Here is a 22,965-nt window from a genome sequence, read left to right on the forward strand (position 1 = left end):
GGAGCGCTGTTGCTGGCCGGCTGCGGGAGCCTGTTGGGGGGTGGCAAGCGTGATGATCTCTTCCGTTTCGGCGTGATCGAGCGGACGAACGACACCGCCCCGCAGGCGGCGGTCGCCCGCCGGCCGCTTTCGCTGTTGCGGCTTCGCTTCGCACCGGAAATCGAGGGCGATCGCATCCTCACCACGCGCGGCGCGCAGGCGCTCTATATCAAGGACGCCCGCTGGGTCGCATCGGTCCCCGATCTTTTCACGCAGGCGCTGACGCGGCAGTTCGGTGCGCGCGCGCCCGACCTCCGCCTCGCTTCGCCCCGAAGCGCGACGGGAGCCTCGCAGGCCCTGCAGGTCACCATCGACAGGTTTGAGGCGCGCTACACGCCGGAAGCCGATGGCAAGACCCCGCCCACCGTCGTCATCGCCGGGGAGGTGACCCTGTTTGGTGCCGATGACAGACAGCCGGTCGCGTCGCGCCGTTTCTCGGTCGAGGAACCAGCGCTTGCGAACAGCACGAGCGGGATCGTGCCGGCTTTCGACCGGGCGGTGACCCGTTATGCGGCACAACTCGTCGACTGGACGGCGCAAACCAGCCGCAGCGCGTCCTCCAATCCACCATCCGGAAAAGGCCAGAAAGATGAATGACAAGACCGTGGAACTCGTGACGCGGAGCGGGCTTCGCCTTTGCGTGCGGCAGGCGGGCTCGACGGACGGGCCGATCCTGACGCACTTGTTCCACCATGTGAGCCATGAGGATCTGCGCTTCCGGTTCCTGTCGGGATTGAACGAAATCGGTCCAGAGCAACTGCGCGCGCTGACCCCGATAGATGACGGCAACGCGGTAAGCTTCCTCGCATTCGATGCCGAGAGCGGTGTCGCCGTCGCAAGCGCGATGCTCGTCTCCGATGCAGCGGGCGAGCGGGGCGAGGTGGCGATCTCCGTTGACGCCGACTATCGGCACCGAGGCGTCGGATGGACTCTCCTCTCCTTCGTGGCCGATCGGGCCGAAGCCCGGGGTCTTTCGAAAATCGAGTCGATCGAGAGCCGCGCCAATGTCGCCGCGATCGAACTCGAACGCGACATGGGCTTCTCGGTCGAGGAATATCCTGGAGACTCGACCCTGGTGCTGGTCAGCAAAACTCTACGCGCCGGTTGAACCCGGTGTCGGCGCTCAACCCTTCAGCGCTGCGGCGATCGCGTCCTTCAGGGGCGTGGTCGGCCGGCCGATCAGCCTGCCAAGGTCATGGCTGTCGTCGAACAGGGCGCCCTGGCCCGCCGCCGCGTCCGATTGGGCGAGCATCGCAGCGACCGCCTCCGGCAGTCCGGCTCCGACCAGCGCCGCCTTGTAGTCAGCTTCGCTCAGGTTCTGGAAGGTGATCGTCTTGCCTGTCTGACGAGAGAGTTCGTCCGCGAATTCGGCGAGCGTATAGGCCTCATCGCCCGCCAGTTCGTAGACGCGTCCAGCCTGATCCTCCGGCGCGACGAGCACGGCCGCGGTTGCGTTGGCGAAGTCAGCGCGGGTCGCCGAGGCGATGCGGGCGACTCCGGCGGAGCCTATCATGACGCCATGCTGGAGAGCGGCGGGTATCGAGGCGGTGTAGTTCTCGGTGTACCAGCTATTTCGCAGCAACACGGTCGGCAGTGCGCTTTCGCGGAGGAGCGCCTCGGTCTGGCGATGCTCCTCGGCAAGGCCGAGCGGTGACGTATCCGCGTGCAGCGCGCTGGTATAGGCGATGAGCTTCACGCCGGCCGTCTTCGCGGCATCGATCACCGCCTTATGTTGCGGTACGCGGTGCCCGACCTCGTTTCCCGAAATGAGCAGCAGCTTGTCTACGCCCGCGAGAGCCGGGCCGAGGGTCTCCGGCCGGTTATAATCGGCTTCGCGCACGACGACCCCCTTCGCAGCGAGGTCGGACGCCTTGTCGACGTCACGCACCAGGCCGCGATCTCGCCAGCCGGCACCGTCCTGAGCAGTGCTGCGATGACGAGCCGTCCGAGTTGTCCTGTCGCTCCGGTGATTGCGAGCATGGTTCTTCCTCTTCTTTGCTTGGAGGGCGTTCCGATCGTCTCGCCTTTGGCGTCCATCGAGTCGTTGGGCTCGGGCAATGTCAGCGAGTGGATCGTCGGCATACATAATATGCGATCGAATCGATCCAATCTAATCTCTGATCGCGCGACGGCGTTTTCTGCCCCAGCCCTGGGAGCTGGGCGGCAACGCCTCCGATGAGATCGACTCTACTTGCGCTGTGCGGACGGCGCCAACGCCCGCAACCCACTGATCAGCGTGTCGAGCCGCTGTTCGGCTTCGCCTTGATCAGCCTCGGGATAGGCCGTCGCGACGCGAGCGCCCCAACAGCCTAAATCGACCGTCGTGAGGCTGAATTCAAAGGGAACGCCTTCGCGGCTGCCGCGGAACCGTCCGCGCCAGACGGCATCCTTTGGCATGTCGGGAAGAACGACCGGCCTCTCGGACAGCGGCGTGCTTTCATCGAAATAGCTGCGCGCAAGCCACTTCATGATCGTATAATGCTCCTTCGCCGACATTTGCTCGATATGAACCAGCGAGATGCGGGCAACGATCGTCGAACCGTGCACTGGCGAACGATATTCGACGGAAACATACTGGCCGCTGGGATCATATCCCTGCTCGGCTACGCGGGTGAATCCGGCGAGCATATGGGGAAAGCGCGCACCGCTTCCCACATGCACCAAGGTCCCGTCGGAATCGAGGCGGAAGCCCGCCGGGGCGGTCGCTTCGGCGGCAGCGGGCGCCGACTGGGCGGCGGTGTGAATAGAAAGCCCAAGAAGAACACTCAGAACGAGCGGCGCAAGACGCCTGAGACGCGTCTTCCTTTTCATTCGGGAAGCTTCGCCATGATGATGGAGGCGATCGCCATCACCAGACCGGCCGTCAATCCATACAGGAAAATGACGTCGATCGACTGACGAATTCTGTCCAGGGCGTGCATGGAGATTCTCCCCTTTGTGGTGAGAAAAGTTTCGCGCAGCCGCGCTGTTGGGCATATTGGTAGTGTTACTGAGGCGGCCATCACCATGTGCCTGCTTATGCCATCGTTCCGATCGTCCGGCGGAACCGCGCGAGCGCGATCAGGAAAAACACTGCACCGATCACGGCGATGGCAAGGAACTGGGGCCAGACCACGTCGAAGCTCGCTCCCCGGTAGAGAATCGCCTGCGCCATTCTCACAAAATGGGTGGTGGGCGCGGCGAGCATCACCGTTTGCACGAACTCGGGCATGCTCTCGCGCGGGGTCATACCGCCGGACAACAGCTGGAGCGGCAGCAGCACGAGCATCAGCAACAGACCGAACTGCGGCATCGAGCGCGCGATCGTGCCCATGAAGATGCCGATCGACGTGGTGGCGAACAAATGCAGCGCCGCACCCGTCAGGAACAGCGGGATCGATCCCTCGATCGGCACCTTCAATATTCCTTCGACCACCACCAGCAGCGCGAAGGCGCAGGCGAGCAGGACGACCAGCCCCATCGCCCAGACCTTGCTCGCCATGATCTCGAACGGCGTGATCGGCATCACCAGCAGATGCTCGATCGTGCCATGCTCGCGCTCGCGGATCAGCGCGGCGCCGGTCAACACGATCGAGAGCATGGTGACGTTGTTGATGATCTCCATCACCGACCCGAACCAGCTTTGCGCGAGCGTCGGGTTGAAGCGGGCCCGCAGGGCGAGATCGGCGGGCGGCGCGGCCGTGGCCCGCGTTCCCTTCATGAACTCCGACACCTCCCCCTGGACGATCTGCTGGATATATCCGCCGCCGGTGAAAGCCTGGCTCATGCGCGTGGCGTCAATGTTGAGCTGGACGGTCGGTTGCCGGCCGGCGAGCACGTCGCGCTGGAAATCGGGCGGCAGGTCCAGCGCGAAGGTGTAGCGGCCGGCATCCATCGCCGGATCGACCTCACCCAAAGCGAGCAGCGCCGGCTGTTTGAAATGGGGTGGATAAAATGCCCCGGTGATCCGGCTGGAGAGCGGGGACTGATCCTCGTCGACGATCGCGATCGGCGCCTTGTTCAGCGTCTCGGGCATGGCGGAGGCCGCCACATAGATACCAAGCGAGAAGGCGTAGACAATCAGCACCAGCATCATCGGATCGCGCCACAGGCTGCGCAGCTCCTTGACGCCCAAACGCAGGATATTGCCGGCGTGCTGCATCTCAGTACTCCTGCTTCTTGAGAAGCGCGACGGACAGCGCGAGCAGGACCGGCACGGCCGCCGCCAACGCCAGAAGCGGCTGAGCCAGATCGCCGAAGCCCAGCCCCTTCGAGAAGACACCTCGGCAGATCGTCACAAAATGGGTGGTGGGGAAGATGCGCCCGACGAACGCGCCGACGCCCTCCAGCGACGATACCGGGTTGATCAGTCCGGAAAACTGCACCGCCGGCAGGATCGTGCCGATCGCGGTGGCGAACAAGGCAGCGATCTGGCTGCGCATGAAGATGGAGAAGAGCAGCCCGATTGCCGTCGCCGACAAAGCGTAGAGCAGCGCCCCGACGGTCATCGCCAGCACGTTGCCGGTAATCGGCACGCGGAAGACAAATAGTGCCAGCAAGACCAGCAGCACATAGTTCAGCATGGCGAGCGCGACATAGGGCAACTGCTTGCCCAGCAGGAACTCGATTCGCGTGATAGGTGTAACGTAGAAGTTGATGATCGAGCCCAGCTCCTTCTCACGCACGACGCTCAAGGCGGTCAGCATCGCGGGAAACAGCAGCAGCAGGACGGGAATGACCGCTGGCGCGATCGCCACCAGGCTCTTGACGTCGGGATTATAGCGATAGCGGGTCTCGATGGTGACGAGGCCGGCCGCGGGCCGCGCGCCGAGTTCCTGCACCGCCATGTCGCCCAGCCATTGCGCGTGCATCGCCTGGATATAGCCCTGCACGGTCTCGGCGCGCTGCGGCATCGCGCCGTCGATCCAGACGCCGATCTGCACCGGCGTGCCACGCCTCAGATCGCGGGCGAAGCCCGGCGGAATCTCGATCGCGACGCTAAGCTCGCCGTCGCGCATCCGACGGTCGAGCTGCGCATAGTCGGTGATCTGGGGGCGCTCGACAAAGTAGCGCGAGCCGGCGAGATTGAGCGCATAGTTCTGGCTGGTGGTGGTGCCGTCGCGATCGAGGATCGCAAAGGGCAGATCCTCCACATCCATGCTGATCCCATACCCCATGATGAACATGAGCAGCACGCTGCCCAAAAGGGCGAGCGTCGCGCGGATCGGATCGCGACGCAGCTCCAGCGCCTCGCGCCGGGAATAGCTCATCATGCGTCGGCGGCTGAAGGTGCGGGAAAAGGACGAACCGGACTCGGCCTTTGTCTCGGTGGCTGACGCCGCTGCGCGCCCTCCCGGCTCCGCCCTTTCGTCTCCGCCCGCCGCCTCTTCCAGATAGCTGATGAATGCTTGCTCGAGGGTCTTGCTGCCACGCTTCTCGACGATTTTCGCCGGCGTATCGCTGACGAGCACTTTGCCGGCATGCATCAGCGAGATGCGGTCGCAACGCTCGGCCTCGTTCATGAAATGGGTAGATATGAAGATCGTCACCTTGTCGTTGCGCGACAGGTCGATCATCATCTGCCAGAACTGATCGCGCGCGATCGGATCGACGCCGGATGTCGGCTCGTCGAGGATCAGCATCTCGGGCTTGTGGATCATCGCCACCGCCAGGCTGAGCCGCTGGCGCTGGCCGAGCGGCAGCGCGTCGGGCAGCGCGTCCATGATGTCGGTCAAGCCGAAGCGTCCGGCGATCTCCTCGACCCGGCCGGGAACTTCAGCGGCGGGCACATGGAACAGCTGCGCGTGCAGCTCGAGGTTCTGGCGGATGTTGAGTTCGGAATAGAGCGAGAACGCCTGGGACATGTAGCCGACGCGGCGGCGAGTCGCCATGTCGTCATTCTCGACCTCGCGCCCGAATAGCCAGGCCTGGCCCTCGCTCGCCTTGAGCAGGCCGGTCAGCATCTTCATCGTCGTCGACTTGCCGCAGCCGTTCGAACCCAGGAAGCCGAAGATCTCGCCGCGCTCGATCCGGAAGTCGACATGATCGACCGCCGTGAAGTCGCCGAACCGCATCGTCAGCCCCTTGGCCTCGATGGCGACCTCGGCATCGCTCCCGTCGCGGCGTGGAGGGATCGTCACGGACTTGTGGCCACGCCGACGCTCTTCGGGCAGCAATGCGATGAAGGCCTGCTCCAGCCCATCCGTGCCGGTGCGCTCGTAGAAGTCCGCCGGCGTCCCGGTCGCGAGGATCTGCCCCGCATCCATCGCCACCAGCCAGTCGAACCGCGCCGCCTCCTCCATATACGCGGTGGCGACAAGCACGCTCATTCCCGGCCGGTCGGCGCGGATGCGGTCGATCAGATCCCAGAACTGGACGCGCGACAGCGGATCGACGCCGGTGGTGGGCTCGTCGAGCAGCAGGAAATCGGGGTCGTGAATCAAGGCGCAGCACAGCCCGAGCTTCTGCTTCATGCCGCCCGAAAGCTTGCCCGCGGGACGTTTCCGGAATGGCGCGAGCCCGGTGCTCTCGGTGAGCTGGGCGATGCGCCGCTCGCGCTCCGGTGCATCCTGCCCGAACAGGCGCGCGAAAAACTCCAGATTCTCGTCGACGGACAAGGTCGGATAGAGATTCTTGCCAAGGCCCTGTGGCATATAGGCGATGCGCGGGCAGACCGCTTCACGATGCGCGCGGCCGGCCATATCGCCGCCAAGCACCTCGACGGTGCCCTCCTGAATCACGCGCGCGCCGGCAATCAGCGAGAACAGGGCGGACTTGCCGACGCCGTCGGGGCCGATCAGCGCGACCATGCGTCCGGCCGGGATTTCCAGGTCGATGCCGTCGAGCGCCCGGGTCTTGCCATAGTGCAGGCTGACACCCGAAAGGCGTGCCGCCAACGGAGGCGAGGCGCCCTCCGACATGCCGGGCGCGGTCATCGCGACACGTTGACGGACAGCTTCGCCGGCCATTCGGTTCCGCGGTCGGTGCGGACATAGGCCATGCCGGGAAGCCCGGTCTTGACCTGGGTGATGTGGCGCTCGAGCAGGGCGGGATCGATCCGCGCCTTGACGCGGAACATCAGCTTCTGCCGCTCGCTCTCCGTCTCCACCGTCTTGGGTGTGAACTGCGCGACGTCGGCCACGAAGCTGACCTTGGCCGGGATCACAAGGTCCGGCGCGGCGTCCAGCACGATCCGCACGTCGCTCCCCAGCGCCACGCGTCCCGCCACCGTCTCGGGCAGGAAAAAGGTCATGTAGACGTCGCCCAGGTTGACGAGGTTGAGCACCCGCCCGCCGCCGGCGACGACCTCGCCCGGCTGCGCCACGCGATACTGAACCCTTCCGCCCACCGGAGCGCGCAGGTCGCTGTCGCGGATATCGGCCTCGATCCGCTCGATCGTCGCGCGGACGGCATCGACGTTCGAGCGCGCGCCGATCACCTGGCTGCGCGCGGTGCCGATGGCCGCATCGACCGCGGCCAGCTGCGCGCGCGCCGCCTCGACGGCAGCCGTCGCGCCTTCGACCTGCGCCTGATCGTCGTCGCGCTCCTGAACCGCGGTCGCACCCTCGCGCGCCAGCGTCTCGGAACGCGCCAACCGTTTGCGCGCGGCATTGAGCTCCGCCTCACGCTGGCGCACGCCGGCAAGCGCGGCCGCGCGCTCGCTCTGACGTTGCGATACCTGGCTTTGCGCGGTCAGGATCGAATTTTGGGCCTGGGCGAGCTGAGCCTGCGCCTCGGAGCGCTGGGCGTTGAGGACGTCGACGTCCATATGCGCGACGACCTGGCCCGCCTTCACGAAGTCGCCCTCATCGGCGACGATGTCGCGGATTCGCCCGGGGGTCTTCGCCGAGATGTCGATCTCGATCGCCTCGATCCGGCCATTGCCGCCAATGATGCCGTCTGGAAGGTCAGCGGGCTTGAGCAGCAGCCAGAGGATGATGGCCACGGCAACAATGGCCATGGCGATGCCGCCCCTGATGATCCACTTCTTCTGGGGCATCGTCATTGCACTGGATTCCTGGTTTCAGCTGCGTTGATGTCGAAGGCTGGATTCTGGATGAAGCCCCCGCCCAGCGCCGCATAGAGGGCGACGGCGCTCCCGAGATGGGCGCGCCGCATCTGGACGAGCGTCTGCTCGGTATCGAACAGGTCGCGCTGCGCATCGAGGACTTCGAGATAGGCCGAGCGCCCGTTGTCGAAGCGCAGCAGGGCGAGCCGCGCGCGTTCCTGGAGCGCCGCGAGCATGGTGCGCGTCGTCTCGATCTGGAGGCCGAGTTGCCGGCGCCGGACCAGCGCGTCGGAGACATCGCGGAACGCCGCCTGCACCGTCCGCTCATAGTCGGCGACGGCGATCACTTGACGGGCTTTTGCCACGTCGAGATTGGCCGCGAGGCGTCCGGCATTGAACAAGGGCAGGCTCAAGGTCGGCGTGAAGTTCCAGGAGAGGCTTCCATCCTTGAACAGACCGTCCAGTTCGCTGCTCGCGGTCCCGAAGGCGCCGGTCAGGCTGATATTGGGAAAGAAGGAGGCGCGGGCAGCGCCGATATTCGCATCGGCGGCGCGCAGGGCATATTCCGCCGCCACGATATCGGGCCGGTTGACGAGAAGCTCCGACGGCAGGCCCGGCGGAAGCACGATCTTCGGCGCGGCCTCGACAAGGCCGAGCGGCCCGGACGGTATGTCGACCGGACGCCCGACCAGCAGTGCCAGCGCGTTGCGATTGACCTCGCGATCCTGATCGAGCGCCTGCAGTGCCGTCTGCGCCTGCGCCAGCAGGGTCTGCGCCTGCGTCATCTCGAGCTTGGAGCCCGAGCCCACCTCATAACGCCGCCGCAGGATCCGAAGCGCCTCCTCGCGCGTCGTGATCGTCCGGCTCGCCAGCGCGACGCGTTCCTCATATTCGCGCTCGAGCAGATAGCCATTGGCGACCTGGGCGATGAGATCGGTCGCGACCGCGCGCCGCGCTTCTTCCGTCGCCAGATATTGCGCGCGCGCCGCCGCGTTGAGATTGCGCAGCCGGCCCCAGAAGTCGATCTCCCAGCCGGCGCTGAGCTGCGCATAGACCTGGTTGCCGGTGACCGCCCGGCCCGTCACCGACAGATTGGCGGGGGTTCGTCCCCGCGTTCCGGTCGCCACGGCATCGAGCTCGGGGTAGAGCGCCGATCCCTGGATCCGCCACGCCGCCCGCGCCTCCGCGACGCGCCCGGACGCAATCCGGATATCGCGGTTGTTCTCCAGCGCCGCAGCGATCAGCGCGCGAAGCTGCTTCTCGCGAAAGAAATCATACCAGCCGATGTGGGCGATGGACGACGAGTCGGACGCCGATGCGGCATAGGTTTGCGGAACGGGCTGCGATGGCCGGACATGCGCCGGCGCGAACGAGCATCCGGCCAGAAGCATGGACGCAGCAAGACAGGCTGCGCTTATCGCTGGCCGTCGGTATCCGCCCGCTGTGATCCCTGAAACGGCCATATCGTCGCGCACTGCCCCTGGTTCGGTCTTCAAATAGGCGGCTCCCGTCCGGAGGGCCGGGCGGGAGCCTTTGTTCGCCGTGAGTTGCGACCCTCAGGCTGTCGCGAAAGCTTTTGCAGGTGCCGGTGCCGCAGGCGCCTTCGCCTTCTCGGGCTCGGCCACAGATAGCTGCTTGGTCAGGGGCTGGAACCACGTCCGGAAGGTATCGGACAGCTCCTGCTGGTTGGTCGTCTGCGAGAGCAGGTCTTTCCAGCTACCCTGCCATTCGTCGACCGCCGCCTTGATCTTGCTCACCGAGGCCTCCCGGCTCTTTTCCACCTCGCCAAACAGGCTCGTGACCGCTTCGGACTTGAAGCTGGGAACGGTTCCCGGCTTCAGCTCTTTCAGCTGATCGACGAAGAGGGTCGCCGCCTTGCTGCCGATCTGCGCATACTCCTCGCCGCCGCTCCGGGCGATCTCGGCGAACTTGAGGACAAGCTCGCCATTGGCCTTGGCAAGGGCGGTAATCTGATCGAGGGGATAGCTCATGGGTCAGGTCCATTCGAGAATCGAGGTGGGGGAGAAACAGTTTCCGTTGCGATGCTGCGCTGCGATATGAGGCATTATCCTTACGAATGATCGCAGACGAGGCTCAGCCATTGGCGATATATTGCCCTCCGTTGATGGTGAGCACCGAGCCCGTGCAGAAAGCCGCCTTTGGCGAGGCGAGATAGGAGACGGCCTGCGCGACCTCGTCGGGATCGCCGAGACGTCCGACGGGGATTCCGGCGATGATCCCGGCGCGCACCTCCTCCTTGACGGCGGCGACCATGTCGGTGTCAACATAACCGGGGCAGACGGCGTTGACCGTGATGCCACGCGCAGCATTTTCCTGAGCCAACGCCTTCGTGAAGCCGATCACGCCCGCCTTCGCCGCGGAATAGTTGACCTGCCCGACCTGGCCCTTCTGCCCATTGATCGACGAGATGTTGATGATCCGGCCGAAGCGCCGCTCGCGCATGCCCTCGATGATTGCGCGGGTCATGGTGAACATCGAGTCGAGGTTGGTCGCCAGCACGGACCGCCAATTGTCCCAGCTCATCTTGTGGAAGACCCCGTCGCGGGTGATGCCCGCATTGTTGATGAGGATGGACACGGGCCCAAGCCGTTCTTCGACCTGGGCCACGCCGTCCCGGCAGGCCGCCTCGTCCGCAACGTCCCATTGGAACACCGGTATGCCGGTGTCCTGCTTGAACCGGGCGGCGGCGGCGTCATTGCCATGATAGACGGCCGCCACCTCATGGCCTTCGGCCTTCAGCGATCGGGCGATGGCCGCGCCGATCCCGCGCGTGCCACCGGTTACGAGTGCGATATCCGTCATGATCGTCCGGGTCCGTTCCTGTTTCAGATGCGCCGCGAGGTTTCCCCACAGCTCCTCCCCGGGGCAATGCGTATGTATACTTAGCGGTTTTGTTATCGCCTCCTGGCGATACCGGATCAAGTCAAAATTCATGCAAGACCTGGATAATCGGGTTAGAGACGGTTTTATGACACGAGCAACATCAACCGGAAGCGTCAGGCGCCTGCCGCCGCGTGACCCCAAAGGAGGCCGGCCAACGCAGGAAGTCGCGGCCCGACTGGGCGTTCATATTCTTGATGTGGCACTCGAGCAGTTCGTCGCCCATGGCGTGGAAGGCGCGAGCATGGAGGGGATCGCGATCGCCGCTAGCGTCTCGAAGCGCACGCTCTATTCCCGGTTCGGGTCGAAAACGGCGCTGCTTTTTGCTGCCATCGAACATGGGACGGCGCATCATCTCAGGCCAATCGCCGCGAATATTCCGGCCGGCTCGGCGCAGGACAAACTTCTCCATGTCAGCAGGAAAATGCTCGATGCATCGCTCAAGCGCGAAGTCATAGGCCTGGAGTCACTTGTCAGCTGGATTGCCGACCATAGATCGGAGGTCAGCCAGATCACGCCTTCGATGGGCGCGAAGGCGGGGATTGCGTTGATCCAGTCCATCCTCGAACAAGCCTGCGATGGCGACGAAAAGCGCGCGTATGATCTGCCGTTCCTCGCGACCTTCCTCTTCGATGCGTTGGTCACCTGCCCGCGGACGCGCATTCTCCTGCGGCACGAACTGGAAAACACATCCCGCGCCAAAGCCGACTATCTCAAGCGCACCATGAATCTCATCGCGCGCGGAATGCCCTTCCTGGACGAAGACTGCTCCGGTTAACTCCATGTTCGATCCTGTTGGATACGGACTCCGACCGCAAGTCTGGCGTCATGCCGTCGCCCCGATGCATGAACACGAGCAGGCCGCCGTCGAGGCTGGCCCGGTGCTGAGCGGCGGCAACGGAGCGGCCATGATCGACCAAAGGACAGGTCACTGCTCATAGTTCTCGCCAAGGTAGAGTCTGCGCACATCGGGATTGTGAAGCACGGCGTCGGGCGCCCCCTCGAACAGCACCCTCCCCTCATGGATGACATAGGCCCGATCGACCAGTTCGAGCATCTCGTGGACATTATGGTCGGTTATTAGGACGCCGACCCGATGCTGCTTGAGGTCGCGCACCATCAGCTTGATATCGACGATCGACAAGGGGTCGATGCCGGTAAAGGGCTCGTCCAGCAACATGATCGCCGGCTGTGCAGCCATCGCACGAGCAATCTCGGTGCGGCGGCGTTCTCCGCCTGACAAAGCCGGAGCCGGCGTATCGCGGACATGGGCAATACTGAACTCGGCGAGCAGTTCATCAAGGCGCGCCGCGATCACCGCGGGATCGTCCGTGCGGCACTCGAGCACCGCGGTGATGTTTTCCGCAACCGTCATTCCCCGAAAGACCGATGGCTCCTGCGGAAGATAGCCCAGACCCCGTGCCGCGCGCCTGTCCATCGGAAGCGCCGTGACATCCGTTCCGCCAAGCAGGATCGTGCCGGCATCGACGCTCGTCAAGCCGACGATCGCATAGAAGCAAATCGTCTTTCCGGCGCCGTTGGGACCAAGCAGCCCCACGATTTCGCCCGGTTTGACGTTGAGCGAAACGCCGTGGAGAACCTTTCGGGCGCCGAATGATTTTTCGATCCCGACAATCGAGAGTCCTTGGGCCGTACCGTCGGAGCTCTGCAATTCGCCTAGTCGACCGGTCACCGGACCGCCATCCGTATGAACAGACGTGCCGCTATCCACGGCTCTCCGGTTCCCCTGCGAGAGTGGGTTTTCCAGAAAGCTCGCGATGAGCATGGGCACGCGACACCTTATCGGTTGCGTTCGGACCGGAGCGGCGTCGACGGAAGATCGATCGCCGCCCCAAGCCTCTTCGCTCAGGAGACGGCTTCAAGAGCCAGGGCAACGCCCTGCCCGCCCCCGATGCAAAGCGTGACAAGCCCGCGCCTGAGCCCGTCGCGCCGCATCGACTCGAGCAGCCGCGTCGTCAGCACCGCGCCCGTCGCGCCGATCGGATGGCCATGGGCGATCGCCCCGCCTTCGACATTGACGATGTCCTCCGGCAGCCCGAGTTCCCGTACGACGGCGATGGCGATCGCGGCAAAGGCTTCGTTGATCTCGACCCGTTCGAGATCCGACACCGACCAGCCCGCACGGGTGAGCGCCTGGCGCACGGCCGGGACCGGCCCCAGCCCGAACAGTCCGGGCTCCACCGCACCCACGCCGAAAGCGACCAGCCGACCGACCGGAGCTACGCCGTGCTGGCTGGCCCAGTCCTCGCTCGCCACGATCATCGCCGCCGCGCCGGTATTGAGGCCGGGCGCATTGCCTGCCGTGATTGTTCCTTCCGGACGAAAGGCCGGCTTGAGGTGGGCGAGGCTTTCGAGCGTCGCATCCGGTCGGTTCTGCTCGTCCCGCGAAAAGCTGGTCGGCCCCTTTCGTCCCGGAATTTCGACCGCCACGATCTCGCTGTCGAACTTGCCGGCCGCCTGGGCCGTACTGAACCGCTGTTGCGAGCGCACTGCCCAACTGTCCTGGGCGTCGCGCGAGATCTGAAATTTCGTGACGAGGTCCTCGGTCACCCAGCCCGAATGCTGATCGACGAACGCGTCGTTGAGACCGTCATGGAGCATGCTGTCGAAAAGCTTGCCGTCGCCCATGCGATAACCCCAGCGGCCCTTCTCGATAAGGTAGGGCGCCTGGTCCATATTCTCCATCCCGCCCGCGACAGCGGCATTCGTCAGGCCCAGCATGATCTCCTGCGCGGCAGTGGCGATCGCCTGGGCTCCGGAGCCGCAGACCCGGTTGACGGTCATCGCCGGCACAGTGTCAGGGATTCCGCCACCGATCGCCGCCTGCCGCGCCGGGTTCATCTTCGCTCCGGCCTGCACCACCTGGCCCATGACGACCGTATCGATCGCGTCGCCGGTTACGCCGGCGCGCTTGAGCGTCTCGGCAATGGCGATACTGCCGAGTCTCGGCGCGGCCATGTCCTTGAGGCTGCCGCCATAGCTTCCGATCGCGGTTCGCACGGGTGCGCAAAGAACAACATTCTTGGTCATGATCTTCTCCTTCCATTCGGCCGCTTCAGGCCATGTATTTGCCGCCGTTGATCGAAAGCGTGGCGCCGGTGACAAAGCCGGCTTCGTCCTCGACAAGGAAGAGGACGCCGCGCGCGATCTCATCGGGCGTGCCGAGACGGCCCACGGGAACGGCGCCAAGAACAGCCTTCATCGCCTCCGCCGATACCGCGGCGACCATGGCGGTGTCGGTATAGCCCGGCGCTATCGCATTGACCGTGACGTTGCGCGCCGCGCCCTCGAGCGCGAGCGCCTTGGTGAAGCCGATCACGCCCGCCTTGGCGGCGGCATAGTTGGTCTGGCCGAACTGCCCCGACAGCGCGTTGACCGAACTCACATTGACGATCCGGCCGAAGCGCCGCTCACGCATGCCCTCGATCACCGCGCGGCACATGTTGAAGCAGCCGCCGAGGTCGACGTCGATCACGCTGCGCCATTGCTCCTCGCTCATCTTGTGGAGCGTGCCGTCGCGGGTGATGCCGGCATTGTTGACGAGGATGTCGACCGGCCCGACCTCCGCCACGACCTTGGCGACGCTCGCCTGGCTCGCGGCAAAATCGCCCACGTTCCAGCCATAGACCGGAATGCCCGTCTCGTCGTGAAACGCCTGGGCTTCGGCCTCGTTGCCGAAATAATTGGCGACGACGGTGTAGCCATGCGCCTTGAGGAGTCGTGCGGTCGCGGCGCCGATACCGCTCACGCCGCCGGTGATAAGCGCTATACGGGACATGAGAAATTCCTTGCTGCTGGTGCTGATGAAAAGGGAGTGGGCGACGCGGTCACTGCGCGAGATAGCCGCCATCGACGGGATAGTAGCCGCCGGTCATGAACGAGGCGCGATCGGACAGCAGAAAGGCGACAAGCGCCGCCACCTCCTCGGGCCGGCCGAGCCGGCCAATGGGATGCTGATCGATCAGCGCGGGCGACGGTTCGCCCTGCGCCCGGATCAGCGGCGTATCGATGACCGCTGGCCCCACCGCGTTGATGCGAATGCCCTTGCGGGCATAGTCGACGGCTGCGGTCCGGGTCATGCCGACCACGGCGTGCTTGGCAGCCGCGTAAGCGATGGTGCCGGGCAGGCCGAGCATGCCGCAGATCGAACTCATGTTGACGATCGCACCGCCGCCCGAAACCAGCATCGCCGGGATCTGATAGCGCATGCCGTAGAACACGCCGTCCATGTCGACGCTGAGCACGCGCCGCCATTCGGCAAGATCATATTCACCGGCCGGAGCGGAGGCGCCGCCGACGCCGGCATTGTTCACGGCAAGATCGAGCCGGCCGAAGGTCTTCACCGCGAAAGCCACCATCGCCTCGACATCCGCGGCATTCGCCACGTCCGTCCGAAGCGGAAAGGCCCTGCCGTCATCGATCTGGGCAGCGAGAGCGTGTACACGGTCGATATCGAGATCGGCGAGCACGAGCCGGGCGCCGGAGGCGGCCAACTCACGGGAGATGGCCTCGCCCAGCCCGCTGGCGGCTCCGGTCACGATCGCGACCTTGTCATTGAAGTCGAACATCCGGTTCTCCAGAGCGCACGAAAGCCGCCGCCCAAAACGGGCGTCGCCAAGCCGATCCGGCACCTCTCCCTGGCGTTTTGGATTCCCGATCACCACGGGATATGCGGTTCATGTGCATCGCCGGAGCACCACCCCGCCATCGGGAACTATACTTATGCGTTTCGTATCGACGCTAATTCGTTCCTCTTTCCATCCGGGAAAGCGTGAGGAATGGACGACGGCTGGAGCGGCAGGATCGTCACAAATCGGATGGCGGAGGACATATTCTGTGTCGGGCCAGGCGCAAATATACTGATGGCCGGGGTTGCGCCTTATCTCTCCCCTGCAGTACCGTTCTGTGAAATTGGCGACTCTCGGAAAGACATGCGTGGTGGTAAGATGAGAGTAGCCGCTTGATAACGATGGTATAATCGGAGGCGGTTTCAGGGGAGGATGCTGAGTCAGGCTACGTCATCGCGTAGTGCGTGTTCCTCGCTGTCAGGCGATGGAAGGGCATGTCCGATTGGAGATGAGGAACATGGACACATCCGCCGCCACTTCGCCACCAGACCCGTTGGAAGACGTTGCAGAGACATTCATTCGCGCCGCGGTTACCCGGCTCGCCTCGGCTTTTCCGCCCGCAATGCTCCTCCAGGTCTTCTCCGACCGGACATTTCACCTCGCCCTCCCGCCGGGCAAGCGACCGCGGCGCAACGCCAGGATCGCGCGCGAACATACGCGGCTGTTCGATTATCCGGTCCGTGGTGCAGGCGACAGCGGTTGGCACCTGCGCGCATGACGATCCGTCCGCACTTCTGGTTCATGGCTGGCGCATCGATTCTCCTCGCGCCGACGGCCCATGCCGCCTCGCCGGTCGAGATCCTGATCGGCGACGCCGGCCAGCGCGACCAGGACGGCGCCATTCTGGTCGATCTGCGATTGCTCAACGGGGACCGCGATCCGCAAACGGTATCCTTGCCCGACCGAATCGAGGCACGGATCGGGGCTGCCGGATCTGTCCGGACCGTATGGCTCGAACGCGCCGCGAATGTCCCGGCCAGCCTGACCGTGCCGCCTGGCGGGTTCATGCGCGCTCGCTATTGCTTTCGCGCGCCTTCCGACCTGACGCTGGATGGCGCGACGCTTTCCATTCCGGCGTGGCGTTCGCAGCAGATCACTGTTGCTTTGCGGTCGGCGACGCAAGTGGCGCAAGCCATATCCGCACCGCAGGCGCCTTCCGAGCCGGAGCGGGAAGCGGCGCCGCCGCCCGCCGACCGTTCGGCTGGCAATGCCTTTCTCGTCAATCTCTCGGCCTATGAGCCGATCTACGCCGTCTACGGGCCTGGCACCAACAGTGAGGCAAGGATCCAGATCAGCTTCAAATACCAGCTGTTCGGATCGAGACGGGCTGATGGGCTGCCGGGGTCCTGGCGTGATGGGCTTCACTTCGCCTATAGCCAGCGTATGTTCTGGGACCTGGGCGGGAACTCCTCGCCGTTCCGCAATGTCGATTATCAGCCCGAACTCTTCTATCTGACCCCTTCCGCCACTTTGTCGAACGGCATCTCGGTGAGCGCGCAGGGCGGTATCCGGCATGAATCGAACGGGCGCGACGGCGCGGCGTCGCGCAGCATCAACAGCGTCTATGTCGCGCCGATGGCGGCGATCCCGCTCGGCGGAGACTATCGCCTCTCGGTCGCACCACGTCTGGCGCTTTTCGTCGGCGACAAGTCGGACAATCCCGATATCCGCCGATACCGCGGCATCACGGGGCTATTCGTGGAGATCGGGGAGGATGAAGGACTGCGCCTCTCCACCTCCACCCGGTTCAACTTTTCGAGCGGCAAGGGCGCGCTCAGTGCCGATCTCTCCTATCCGCTGCCTCGTCTGCTGGGGGGTGGTCCGGACCTTTATCTGTTCGGACAGAGTTTCGTTGGCTATGGCGAGAACCTGCTCGACTATGATCGGCGCATGACGCGGTTCAGAATAGGCGTCGCGCTCGTGCGATAACGGAGATCGAGACCGGGATCGAGACGGCGATTCCGGACGAAACCTGCATCCCCCCACTCGACGACACTCTTCATAGGCCAAGCAGACAATAGCTGGCATATGAGTGCGGGTCCGGCAAGGGTCGGACCGGCGGGCCGCGTCGACTCTGCCGATCTGCGGCATTGAGTAGGAATGGAGAAAATCGGTCGTACCTCGCGTCGCTTCGGGGTCGGCCTCGCTGGACTTTGGCTGGGCTGGACCTTGGCCGCCTCCCCTTCTTGCCGCTGACCCCGTACCTGAACCGGCCATCTTCACGCGATTCCATCCTGGAATAAGAGAAATATATTGTTTGAAATTATATCGTGTGCAATTGAATGATCCGCGCCCGCCGAGTCGGATACGCGGGAACGGATCGTGGCGGCTCGTGAGCGATAATCACGGGACGTGGCTGCGATCGAACGAGAAGGAGACCATTCCATCCCCGGAGTTGCCCAGCTTATGTGCCGCGGAGAACATCCTTCCCGACTGTGAAACGATCCTGATCGGCAATATTAGCGACGCCTGCGAACGCTTGACACGATCGAACGTGAAATACTGCTTCGTCATAGGCGTGGCCACCCTGTCTGGCACACGCACGGCTCGAGGATATCGAGGACGACGGTTCCGAGGACAATGGAACGCGGCATGTGCACAACATTTCAACTGGAGGACTAGCACTACTTTGGCAGATTTTACGTAACTGGGTCCCCGAGGGATTTGTCACAGTGGGGGCATCGGGTTCGCGGTGGTTGCATGAAGAGGTCGAGAATTGCCTGCCTGATGGCTGGCATGGTCGGCTTCGGCGGCGGTCCACCGACTCTTTTTTTTCCGTCCCGCTGCCGTGAGGCGGCGGGATTGGAGGAAGGCGAAGGCGATCATCGCCATCAGGCAATGTCGGTGCAGCCCTGTCCATGATCTGCCCTCGAAGTGATCAAGGCCAAGCTCTTCCTTGAGTTGCTGGTGGGCCTGCTCGCAAATCCACCTCGCCTTGATCGCCGTGGCCAGCATTTTGAGTGTGGCGTCAGCGGGCAAGTTCGACAGGTAGTATTTTTGCTCACCGGTTGTGCGCCTTTCGCCGACCAGCCAGACTTCCTGTTCCCCGGGCATGGCCTGGACACGGCCGTCGCTCATGCGATGCCGGTGACCATCTGCGACCCGAACACGGCGAGCCGCAAATTGACAGGTCAGCTTTCCTTTGGTTCCACGCCGCCAACTGACCTTTCGCCACTTTGCATCGGCCAACATCAATTCGGAAGAGATGGCAACATCGTCCGGTACGTGGTATTTGCGTCGCCTTCCGGTCGCAGCTTCCGGGAAAATCAGTCCAATATCAGCCCGATACACATTCTGGCGTCGTGATATGCCGACGGCCCACAACAAGTTGCGCTTGCTCAAAGCTTCGCGGAATTGCCCACTCGATCCATAACCCGCATCGGCAAGCACACAGCCAAAGCGGGCACCAGAGGCGATAACGCGATCAATTTCCTCAATGGCGATCTCAGGCTTGGTCAGCGCGACTTGCCGCTCGGCAGGGACCCGGACACGTTTCATGCGCTCGGCATCACCAGTCCAACTCTCCGGCAAAAAGAGGCGCAAGCCTACCATGACCGGCACTTCACGCGACGCCAGCGTCACAGAAACAAGAGACTGACAGTTGGATGTCTTGCCAAGCGAAGAGGCGTATTGCGGGGCCACGCCGACCGAATGACTGCCTTTCTTCGGCAGAGATGTATCGTCGATAACCAGATATCCGGCTTCGTCCCCCACCAGACGATCGGCTTCCTTCAGGAGGACAGCCTCAAGGGGAGCGCTTTCCCATACACCGTCAGCAACGAAATGGTGGAGTTGGTCATAGCCGAACTCGCGATTACGAGCTGCCATCGGTTGAACACTCTTGCGGTCCCCGGGGCCAATCAGACCCGCAACGTACGCAGGGCAAAGACGCATCCGGGTCTTGTGTCGCAACGCCGCCAGGAACGGTGCCAGCCAGACCTCCAGATCGTCGCGCCAATCTTCCACCATCACCAGCCTCCCATGAGCTGGCATCCTATGAATCAGGGAAATTGCCCCTTGGGAATCGAAAAATCAGATTTCTGCCAAAGTAGTGCTAGCATGAACACACTTTATACGACGAAAGTCAAAGCCGTGGGCGGCCGTGCGGGCACGGTTCGCAGCGATGACGGACTGCTCGAACTTTCCCTGGCCCTGCCGACGGGGCTGGGAGGCAAGGGCGGAGCCACCAATCCGGAGCAGCTGTTCGCGGCCGGCTATGCCGCCTGTTTCGAGAATGCGGCCATTCACGTCGCGCGGAGCAAGAAGCTCGCTATTGCCGATGATGATCTTGAAGTGGTCGCCACGGTCAGCCTTCTGCCCAACGGCAGCGGCGGTTTCAAATTGGCCGCCGCTCTCGACGTTTCGATCGCGGGCCTGGAGCAGGCCGCCGCCGAAGAGCTGATCGCAGCCGCGCATGCCGTCTGCCCTTACTCGAACGCAGTCCGGGGTAATGTGGACGTTGCGATAAGCGTGAGCACGCGCTGATGGCGAAGCGGGAAGCGGACGCCGACGAGATCTCGGCGGAAACGGTAATGAAGGAGGACGATCCCCTGCGACTGGACCGTCAGGTCTGCTTCCCGCTTTATGCCGCATCGAACCTTTTGACCCGGCTTTATTGTCCGGTTCTGTCAAAGATCGGTCTCACCTATCCTCAGTATCTTGTCATGCTGGTGCTCTGGGAGTCTGAGCCCCGCACCGTCGGCGAGCTTGGCGCTACGCTGCATCTGGACAGCGGAACGCTCACGCCGCTCCTGAAACGGATGGAGGCTGCCGGACTTCTCACGCGTCGACGGGATCTCGCCGACGAGCGCCGCGTAATCGTTGCGCTGACCGAGGCCGGGCGCCGCCTGCGGGTGCCGGCGAGCAGCGTGCCCGCAACTCTGGGCGAAGGCCTTGACCTTTCTCCAGAGGCGATCGTCTCGTTGCGGGATGCGGTGCAGAATTTGGTGGCGGTGCTTACGAAACGACCGCGGCACAAAGGAACATAAGCCATGTTGACCGTCCATCATCTCGGTATATCTCAATCGGAGCGGCGGATTGTGGCGCGGGCTGCCCGCCGGACCGCTCAGCCTTGCCTCAACCCGCCGCGTTCCGCATCAGCTTGCCACTTGAGGCATTGATCAGTGCTATCTTGCTGTCTTCGTTTCAGCACAGCTGGCCTCCTCCAGTGCCCTCCACTTTGCGTAGTTGCTTTCATCCTGGGCCTGCAGATAGGCTGCGGCCGCCAACCCGGCCTGTAGGCACCGATCCGCCGCGCTGGCCCCTTCCGTGTTTATCTCATATTGGGTCACCGCCGCCGCGGCCGCCCTTCTGTTGGTGTCATTGCTGCGTGGATCCACCATCTTGTTACAGCTTGCGAGGCCGAGTGTGACCAGGACCAGCACGATCTTTTGCGACGTCACGATCACTTGCGCTGATCGCGCGTTTGCTTTTGGAGCCAGCGACCGCCCGCCTCCTATGTCGACAGCGGTCAATGGGACAGCATTGTGCATCTTACGGGATCCAGCAACAGATCGGCGGTCACGCCACCAAACGCCCATTCCCGGAGCCGGCCGTGCCCATATGCTCCGGCGACAACGACATCGGCGTGCTGAGCGCGAGCGACCGCCGCAAGGGCAGCCACATCATCGCCGGTCGACGGCGCCACCAGCGTCTCCGCCAGAATACCGTGTCTTTTGAGCCATGCGGCCACATCGGTCAGCCGCCGACCGGCCGCAGCTTCGTCCTCCTCCCTAGCGACCTCGACAACAGTCACATGGCCGGCCATTTCCAGTAGCGGCAATGCATCAAGTGCGGCACGCCGGGCTTCACGGCTGTCCTTCCAGGCCACCAGCACCTGCTCCGGTCGCAGCCCCTTAGCGTGCGTAGGAACGACAATTACCGGTCGCCCGGTCTGCATCACCAGATCGCCGATATTTGCGCGTCGTGTATCGGGAAGCAGCGAGCCGCCACGATCCGGTGCGGTCAGGATGACATCGACGCCGCGTGCCTCGCGTGCGAAATAGTCCGCAAGCGGCGTGGCCATCTCCACGCAGCGCCATTCAATATCCGCGACTCGACCGTCCAGCAGAGTTCGAAACTCTGCCTGGGCCTCCTTGGCTTCGCTTTCAATTTCGACACGATCCAGTTCGATCGCTTCACCGGAAACATAAGCGCCAGCAAATGCCGTCGCCATCAACGGCTGGCACGCGGCAATTCCGATGACGCCAGCCTGCGATCGTTCGGCCAGGTCGGCAGCAACATTGAGCAGCGCGGCATTGGACCGGCCGAGCTCCAGATGCACCATCAAAGTTGCGTAACTCACTGGCGGGCCTCCTACGATGTGTCACGTTGCCGGGACGAATTCCCAAGGTATCGACAGAAGATATCCGTAGGCTATGCGACATTGCTTCCCTATCGGGTCATCTACTTACAGGCGCGACGATGAGCGCTCTCGTCGCGTGGATCGCTCAGTAGGTTTGGCACCTGGACGGGCCTTACGGTCCCGCTCGACGCCACCGGAAACAGGCTCTCGCGCCGCGGCGGAAATCGAGACGACCTCGAATGTTGCGTGTCCATTCGGCGGCGATGCGGGTGGATATTTCTCATGCGTGCATGATACGATTCCAGGCGCTACCGGCCATTCCGACAACGCCGTTCGCGCCCGCTGTGCCCTCTCACGCGCGCGCGAACGTCTATTGGTCGAGACTATCGCGCGATCGTTATGCTATGGCGAGGTCACCAAATGCGGGATGTGTCCAGCATTGGATTTCCTCATCGCAATATCTTCAGGTTCGTTCTTGCAACGACCTGAGACGGTGAATAGCCAGTGGCATGATGCAGATTCGCAAAACCTTGACGCTCCGCCATTCAGGCGGCGGAAACGCGCCGGAAGATGAGGGAGAGAGCGTCTTCGCCCACGCGATCACCCATCAGCTGTGTGTGCGGGCAAGCTACAATCGTGGGCTGGTGATCCTTGCGCCGCACATCCTCTACACGCGGCACGGCGACCGGTTCGCGGATGCTGTGGTTATCGAGCGCAATGGCGCCAGGTCCACCGAAACGAAACTGGGCACCTTCAAGCTTTCGGGTCTTCGCGGTGCGGTCATCACCTCAGAGCCGTTCAATCCGTTCGATGGCTATGGTGCAGGTGATGACCGTTATACCGAGACTATCATCGCCCGCATCGATTCCTGACCATGTTGGTGGATACCAAGGTCTGAGGGCGGTCGAAGGACCTGCCGGCGGGATCGCCTGCCCATGATTCCGCCGAGGGTTTCGGGCGCTTCATCGCCAGAAATCAGGCACCGCCGTCTCGCGCCAACTTTGCAAGGGTCTGAAGGCCTCGACGCAGCGATCCGGAAGGCTCTGCGATGATGTCCTCAAGCAGAATGAAACCGGCAGCGTTGC

The 22,965-nt window shown here is 63.6% G+C and carries 24 protein-coding genes; 8 read left to right on the forward strand and 16 right to left on the reverse strand.

Going from position 1 to position 22,965, the window contains the following annotated elements; genetic code table 11:
• Window positions 1–9 precede the first annotated feature (9 nt).
• A complete protein-coding gene (locus tag sphantq_RS02950; protein ID WP_169572470.1) occupies window positions 10–636 on the forward strand; it encodes an ABC-type transport auxiliary lipoprotein family protein in 627 nt (208 codons plus the stop codon).
• The gene (locus sphantq_RS02955; protein ID WP_053085634.1) at window positions 629–1,147 is read left to right on the forward strand and encodes a GNAT family N-acetyltransferase; all 519 of its coding nucleotides are present in this window, start codon (window positions 629–631) and stop codon (window positions 1,145–1,147) included. The genes sphantq_RS02950 and sphantq_RS02955 overlap by 8 nt, the downstream gene beginning before the upstream one ends.
• Before the next feature lie 15 nt (window positions 1,148–1,162).
• On the opposite strand, the gene sphantq_RS02960 is transcribed toward sphantq_RS02955, so the two are convergent.
• The 9 genes from sphantq_RS02960 to phbB (sphantq_RS03000) form a co-directional block, all read right to left on the reverse strand.
• Window positions 1,163–1,927, reverse strand: a complete 765-nt coding sequence (locus tag sphantq_RS02960) for an SDR family oxidoreductase (RefSeq protein WP_272799573.1) — start codon at window positions 1,925–1,927, stop codon at window positions 1,163–1,165.
• A 299-nt stretch (window positions 1,928–2,226) separates the two neighbouring features.
• Window positions 2,227–2,850, reverse strand: a complete 624-nt coding sequence (locus sphantq_RS02965) for a hypothetical protein (protein ID WP_272799574.1) — start codon at window positions 2,848–2,850, stop codon at window positions 2,227–2,229.
• Window positions 2,847–3,047 (reverse strand): hypothetical protein, encoded by a 201-nt coding sequence (locus sphantq_RS02970; RefSeq protein WP_272799575.1) that lies wholly within the window; start codon window positions 3,045–3,047, stop codon window positions 2,847–2,849. The genes sphantq_RS02965 and sphantq_RS02970 overlap by 4 nt, the downstream gene beginning before the upstream one ends.
• A gap of 8 nt (window positions 3,048–3,055) precedes the next feature.
• Window positions 3,056–4,180, reverse strand: coding sequence for an ABC transporter permease (locus tag sphantq_RS02975; RefSeq protein ID WP_272799576.1), 1,125 nt, complete (start codon window positions 4,178–4,180; stop codon window positions 3,056–3,058).
• A gap of 1 nt (window position 4,181) precedes the next feature.
• Entirely contained in the window at window positions 4,182–6,938 is a 2,757-nt protein-coding gene (gene rbbA, locus sphantq_RS02980) for a ribosome-associated ATPase/putative transporter RbbA (protein WP_272800167.1), read from the reverse strand.
• A gap of 11 nt (window positions 6,939–6,949) precedes the next feature.
• On the reverse strand, window positions 6,950–8,023 hold the full coding sequence (locus sphantq_RS02985) for an HlyD family secretion protein (protein WP_272799577.1): 1,074 nt from the start codon (window positions 8,021–8,023) through the stop codon (window positions 6,950–6,952).
• Window positions 8,020–9,417 carry an efflux transporter outer membrane subunit gene (locus sphantq_RS02990; protein ID WP_272799578.1) on the reverse strand — a complete coding sequence of 466 codons (1,398 nt, stop codon included), beginning with the start codon at window positions 9,415–9,417 and terminating at the stop codon, window positions 8,020–8,022. The genes sphantq_RS02985 and sphantq_RS02990 overlap by 4 nt, the downstream gene beginning before the upstream one ends.
• 165 nt (window positions 9,418–9,582) lie before the next feature.
• A complete protein-coding gene (locus sphantq_RS02995) occupies window positions 9,583–10,017 on the reverse strand; it encodes a hypothetical protein (RefSeq protein ID WP_272799579.1) in 435 nt (144 codons plus the stop codon).
• A 103-nt stretch (window positions 10,018–10,120) separates the two neighbouring features.
• Window positions 10,121–10,849 (reverse strand): acetoacetyl-CoA reductase, encoded by a 729-nt coding sequence (gene phbB, locus sphantq_RS03000; RefSeq protein ID WP_272800168.1) that lies wholly within the window; start codon window positions 10,847–10,849, stop codon window positions 10,121–10,123.
• Window positions 10,850–10,979: 130 nt separating this feature from the next.
• Between phbB (sphantq_RS03000) and sphantq_RS03005 the strand changes: the two genes are divergently transcribed.
• The gene (locus sphantq_RS03005; RefSeq protein ID WP_272799580.1) at window positions 10,980–11,705 is read left to right on the forward strand and encodes a TetR/AcrR family transcriptional regulator; all 726 of its coding nucleotides are present in this window, start codon (window positions 10,980–10,982) and stop codon (window positions 11,703–11,705) included.
• A gap of 150 nt (window positions 11,706–11,855) precedes the next feature.
• Here the strand turns inward: sphantq_RS03005 and lptB are convergent, their stop codons facing one another.
• The 4 genes from lptB to sphantq_RS03025 form a co-directional block, all read right to left on the reverse strand.
• Window positions 11,856–12,713, reverse strand: a complete 858-nt coding sequence (lptB, locus tag sphantq_RS03010) for an LPS export ABC transporter ATP-binding protein (RefSeq protein ID WP_272799581.1) — start codon at window positions 12,711–12,713, stop codon at window positions 11,856–11,858.
• Between the two features lie 80 nt (window positions 12,714–12,793).
• Window positions 12,794–13,978, reverse strand: a complete 1,185-nt coding sequence (locus sphantq_RS03015) for an acetyl-CoA C-acyltransferase (protein WP_048576321.1) — start codon at window positions 13,976–13,978, stop codon at window positions 12,794–12,796.
• Between the two features lie 25 nt (window positions 13,979–14,003).
• Window positions 14,004–14,726, reverse strand: coding sequence for an acetoacetyl-CoA reductase (gene phbB / locus sphantq_RS03020; protein ID WP_043153860.1), 723 nt, complete (start codon window positions 14,724–14,726; stop codon window positions 14,004–14,006).
• A gap of 49 nt (window positions 14,727–14,775) precedes the next feature.
• Entirely contained in the window at window positions 14,776–15,516 is a 741-nt protein-coding gene (locus sphantq_RS03025; RefSeq protein ID WP_048576320.1) for an SDR family NAD(P)-dependent oxidoreductase, read from the reverse strand.
• A gap of 517 nt (window positions 15,517–16,033) precedes the next feature.
• On the opposite strand from sphantq_RS03025, the gene sphantq_RS03030 reads away from it, so the two are divergent.
• Together sphantq_RS03030 and sphantq_RS03035 are read left to right on the forward strand one after the other, a co-directional pair.
• The gene (locus sphantq_RS03030) at window positions 16,034–16,294 is read left to right on the forward strand and encodes a hypothetical protein (RefSeq protein WP_048576319.1); all 261 of its coding nucleotides are present in this window, start codon (window positions 16,034–16,036) and stop codon (window positions 16,292–16,294) included.
• Window positions 16,291–17,505, forward strand: a complete 1,215-nt coding sequence (locus sphantq_RS03035; protein WP_043153833.1) for a phospholipase A — start codon at window positions 16,291–16,293, stop codon at window positions 17,503–17,505. The genes sphantq_RS03030 and sphantq_RS03035 overlap by 4 nt, the downstream gene beginning before the upstream one ends.
• Before the next feature lie 738 nt (window positions 17,506–18,243).
• Here the strand turns inward: sphantq_RS03035 and sphantq_RS03040 are convergent.
• Window positions 18,244–19,545: an IS701 family transposase gene (locus tag sphantq_RS03040; protein WP_185703680.1), complete on the reverse strand. Its 1,302-nt coding sequence runs from the start codon at window positions 19,543–19,545 to the stop codon at window positions 18,244–18,246.
• Between the two features lie 90 nt (window positions 19,546–19,635).
• Here sphantq_RS03040 and sphantq_RS03045 point away from each other — a divergent pair, with 90 nt between their 5' ends.
• Together sphantq_RS03045 and sphantq_RS03050 are read left to right on the forward strand one after the other, a co-directional pair.
• Window positions 19,636–20,061, forward strand: coding sequence for an organic hydroperoxide resistance protein (locus sphantq_RS03045; protein ID WP_048576315.1), 426 nt, complete (start codon window positions 19,636–19,638; stop codon window positions 20,059–20,061).
• Complete coding sequence (locus tag sphantq_RS03050) at window positions 20,061–20,564, forward strand: MarR family winged helix-turn-helix transcriptional regulator (RefSeq protein ID WP_272481270.1); 504 nt, start codon at window positions 20,061–20,063, stop codon at window positions 20,562–20,564. The genes sphantq_RS03045 and sphantq_RS03050 overlap by 1 nt, the downstream gene beginning before the upstream one ends.
• Window positions 20,565–20,702: 138 nt before the next feature.
• Here sphantq_RS03050 and sphantq_RS03055 read toward each other — a convergent pair whose 3' ends face one another.
• Together sphantq_RS03055 and sphantq_RS03060 are read right to left on the reverse strand one after the other, a co-directional pair.
• Window positions 20,703–21,050 (reverse strand): hypothetical protein, encoded by a 348-nt coding sequence (locus tag sphantq_RS03055; RefSeq protein WP_148564709.1) that lies wholly within the window; start codon window positions 21,048–21,050, stop codon window positions 20,703–20,705.
• Window positions 21,047–21,862, reverse strand: coding sequence for a universal stress protein (locus sphantq_RS03060; protein WP_272800169.1), 816 nt, complete (start codon window positions 21,860–21,862; stop codon window positions 21,047–21,049). The genes sphantq_RS03055 and sphantq_RS03060 overlap by 4 nt, the downstream gene beginning before the upstream one ends.
• Window positions 21,863–22,389: 527 nt before the next feature.
• Here sphantq_RS03060 and sphantq_RS03065 point away from each other — a divergent pair.
• Window positions 22,390–22,752, forward strand: a complete 363-nt coding sequence (locus sphantq_RS03065) for a hypothetical protein (protein ID WP_148564708.1) — start codon at window positions 22,390–22,392, stop codon at window positions 22,750–22,752.
• The last annotated feature ends 213 nt before the right edge of the window (window positions 22,753–22,965 follow it).

Source organism: Sphingobium sp. AntQ-1, assembly GCF_028538045.1.
Classification (GTDB): domain Bacteria; phylum Pseudomonadota; class Alphaproteobacteria; order Sphingomonadales; family Sphingomonadaceae; genus Sphingobium; species Sphingobium cupriresistens.

Bases quoted from the DNA above. Each gene is read 5' to 3' on its own strand.
- sphantq_RS02955 (WP_053085634.1), top strand. From the start codon at position 629: ATGAATGACAAGACCGTGGAACTCGTGACGCGGAGCGGGCTTCGCCTT.
- sphantq_RS02965 (WP_272799574.1), bottom strand. From the start codon at position 2,850: ATGAAAAGGAAGACGCGTCTCAGGCGTCTTGCGCCGCTCGTTCTGAGT.
- sphantq_RS02970 (WP_272799575.1), bottom strand. From the start codon at position 3,047: ATGGTGATGGCCGCCTCAGTAACACTACCAATATGCCCAACAGCGCGG.
- sphantq_RS02975 (WP_272799576.1), bottom strand. From the start codon at position 4,180: ATGCAGCACGCCGGCAATATCCTGCGTTTGGGCGTCAAGGAGCTGCGC.
- rbbA (WP_272800167.1), bottom strand. From the start codon at position 6,938: ATGTCGGAGGGCGCCTCGCCTCCGTTGGCGGCACGCCTTTCGGGTGTC.
- sphantq_RS02985 (WP_272799577.1), bottom strand. From the start codon at position 8,023: ATGACGATGCCCCAGAAGAAGTGGATCATCAGGGGCGGCATCGCCATG.
- sphantq_RS02990 (WP_272799578.1), bottom strand. From the start codon at position 9,417: ATGCTTCTGGCCGGATGCTCGTTCGCGCCGGCGCATGTCCGGCCATCG.
- sphantq_RS02995 (WP_272799579.1), bottom strand. From the start codon at position 10,017: ATGAGCTATCCCCTCGATCAGATTACCGCCCTTGCCAAGGCCAATGGC.
- phbB (WP_272800168.1), bottom strand. From the start codon at position 10,849: ATGACGGATATCGCACTCGTAACCGGTGGCACGCGCGGGATCGGCGCG.
- sphantq_RS03005 (WP_272799580.1), top strand. From the start codon at position 10,980: ATGCAAGACCTGGATAATCGGGTTAGAGACGGTTTTATGACACGAGCA.
- lptB (WP_272799581.1), bottom strand. From the start codon at position 12,713: ATGCTCATCGCGAGCTTTCTGGAAAACCCACTCTCGCAGGGGAACCGG.
- sphantq_RS03015 (WP_048576321.1), bottom strand. From the start codon at position 13,978: ATGACCAAGAATGTTGTTCTTTGCGCACCCGTGCGAACCGCGATCGGA.
- phbB (WP_043153860.1), bottom strand. From the start codon at position 14,726: ATGTCCCGTATAGCGCTTATCACCGGCGGCGTGAGCGGTATCGGCGCC.
- sphantq_RS03025 (WP_048576320.1), bottom strand. From the start codon at position 15,516: ATGTTCGACTTCAATGACAAGGTCGCGATCGTGACCGGAGCCGCCAGC.
- sphantq_RS03030 (WP_048576319.1), top strand. From the start codon at position 16,034: ATGGACACATCCGCCGCCACTTCGCCACCAGACCCGTTGGAAGACGTT.
- sphantq_RS03035 (WP_043153833.1), top strand. From the start codon at position 16,291: ATGACGATCCGTCCGCACTTCTGGTTCATGGCTGGCGCATCGATTCTC.
- sphantq_RS03040 (WP_185703680.1), bottom strand. From the start codon at position 19,545: ATGGTGGAAGATTGGCGCGACGATCTGGAGGTCTGGCTGGCACCGTTC.
- sphantq_RS03045 (WP_048576315.1), top strand. From the start codon at position 19,636: ATGAACACACTTTATACGACGAAAGTCAAAGCCGTGGGCGGCCGTGCG.
- sphantq_RS03050 (WP_272481270.1), top strand. From the start codon at position 20,061: ATGGCGAAGCGGGAAGCGGACGCCGACGAGATCTCGGCGGAAACGGTA.
- sphantq_RS03060 (WP_272800169.1), bottom strand. From the start codon at position 21,862: ATGGTGCATCTGGAGCTCGGCCGGTCCAATGCCGCGCTGCTCAATGTT.
- sphantq_RS03065 (WP_148564708.1), top strand. From the start codon at position 22,390: ATGATGCAGATTCGCAAAACCTTGACGCTCCGCCATTCAGGCGGCGGA.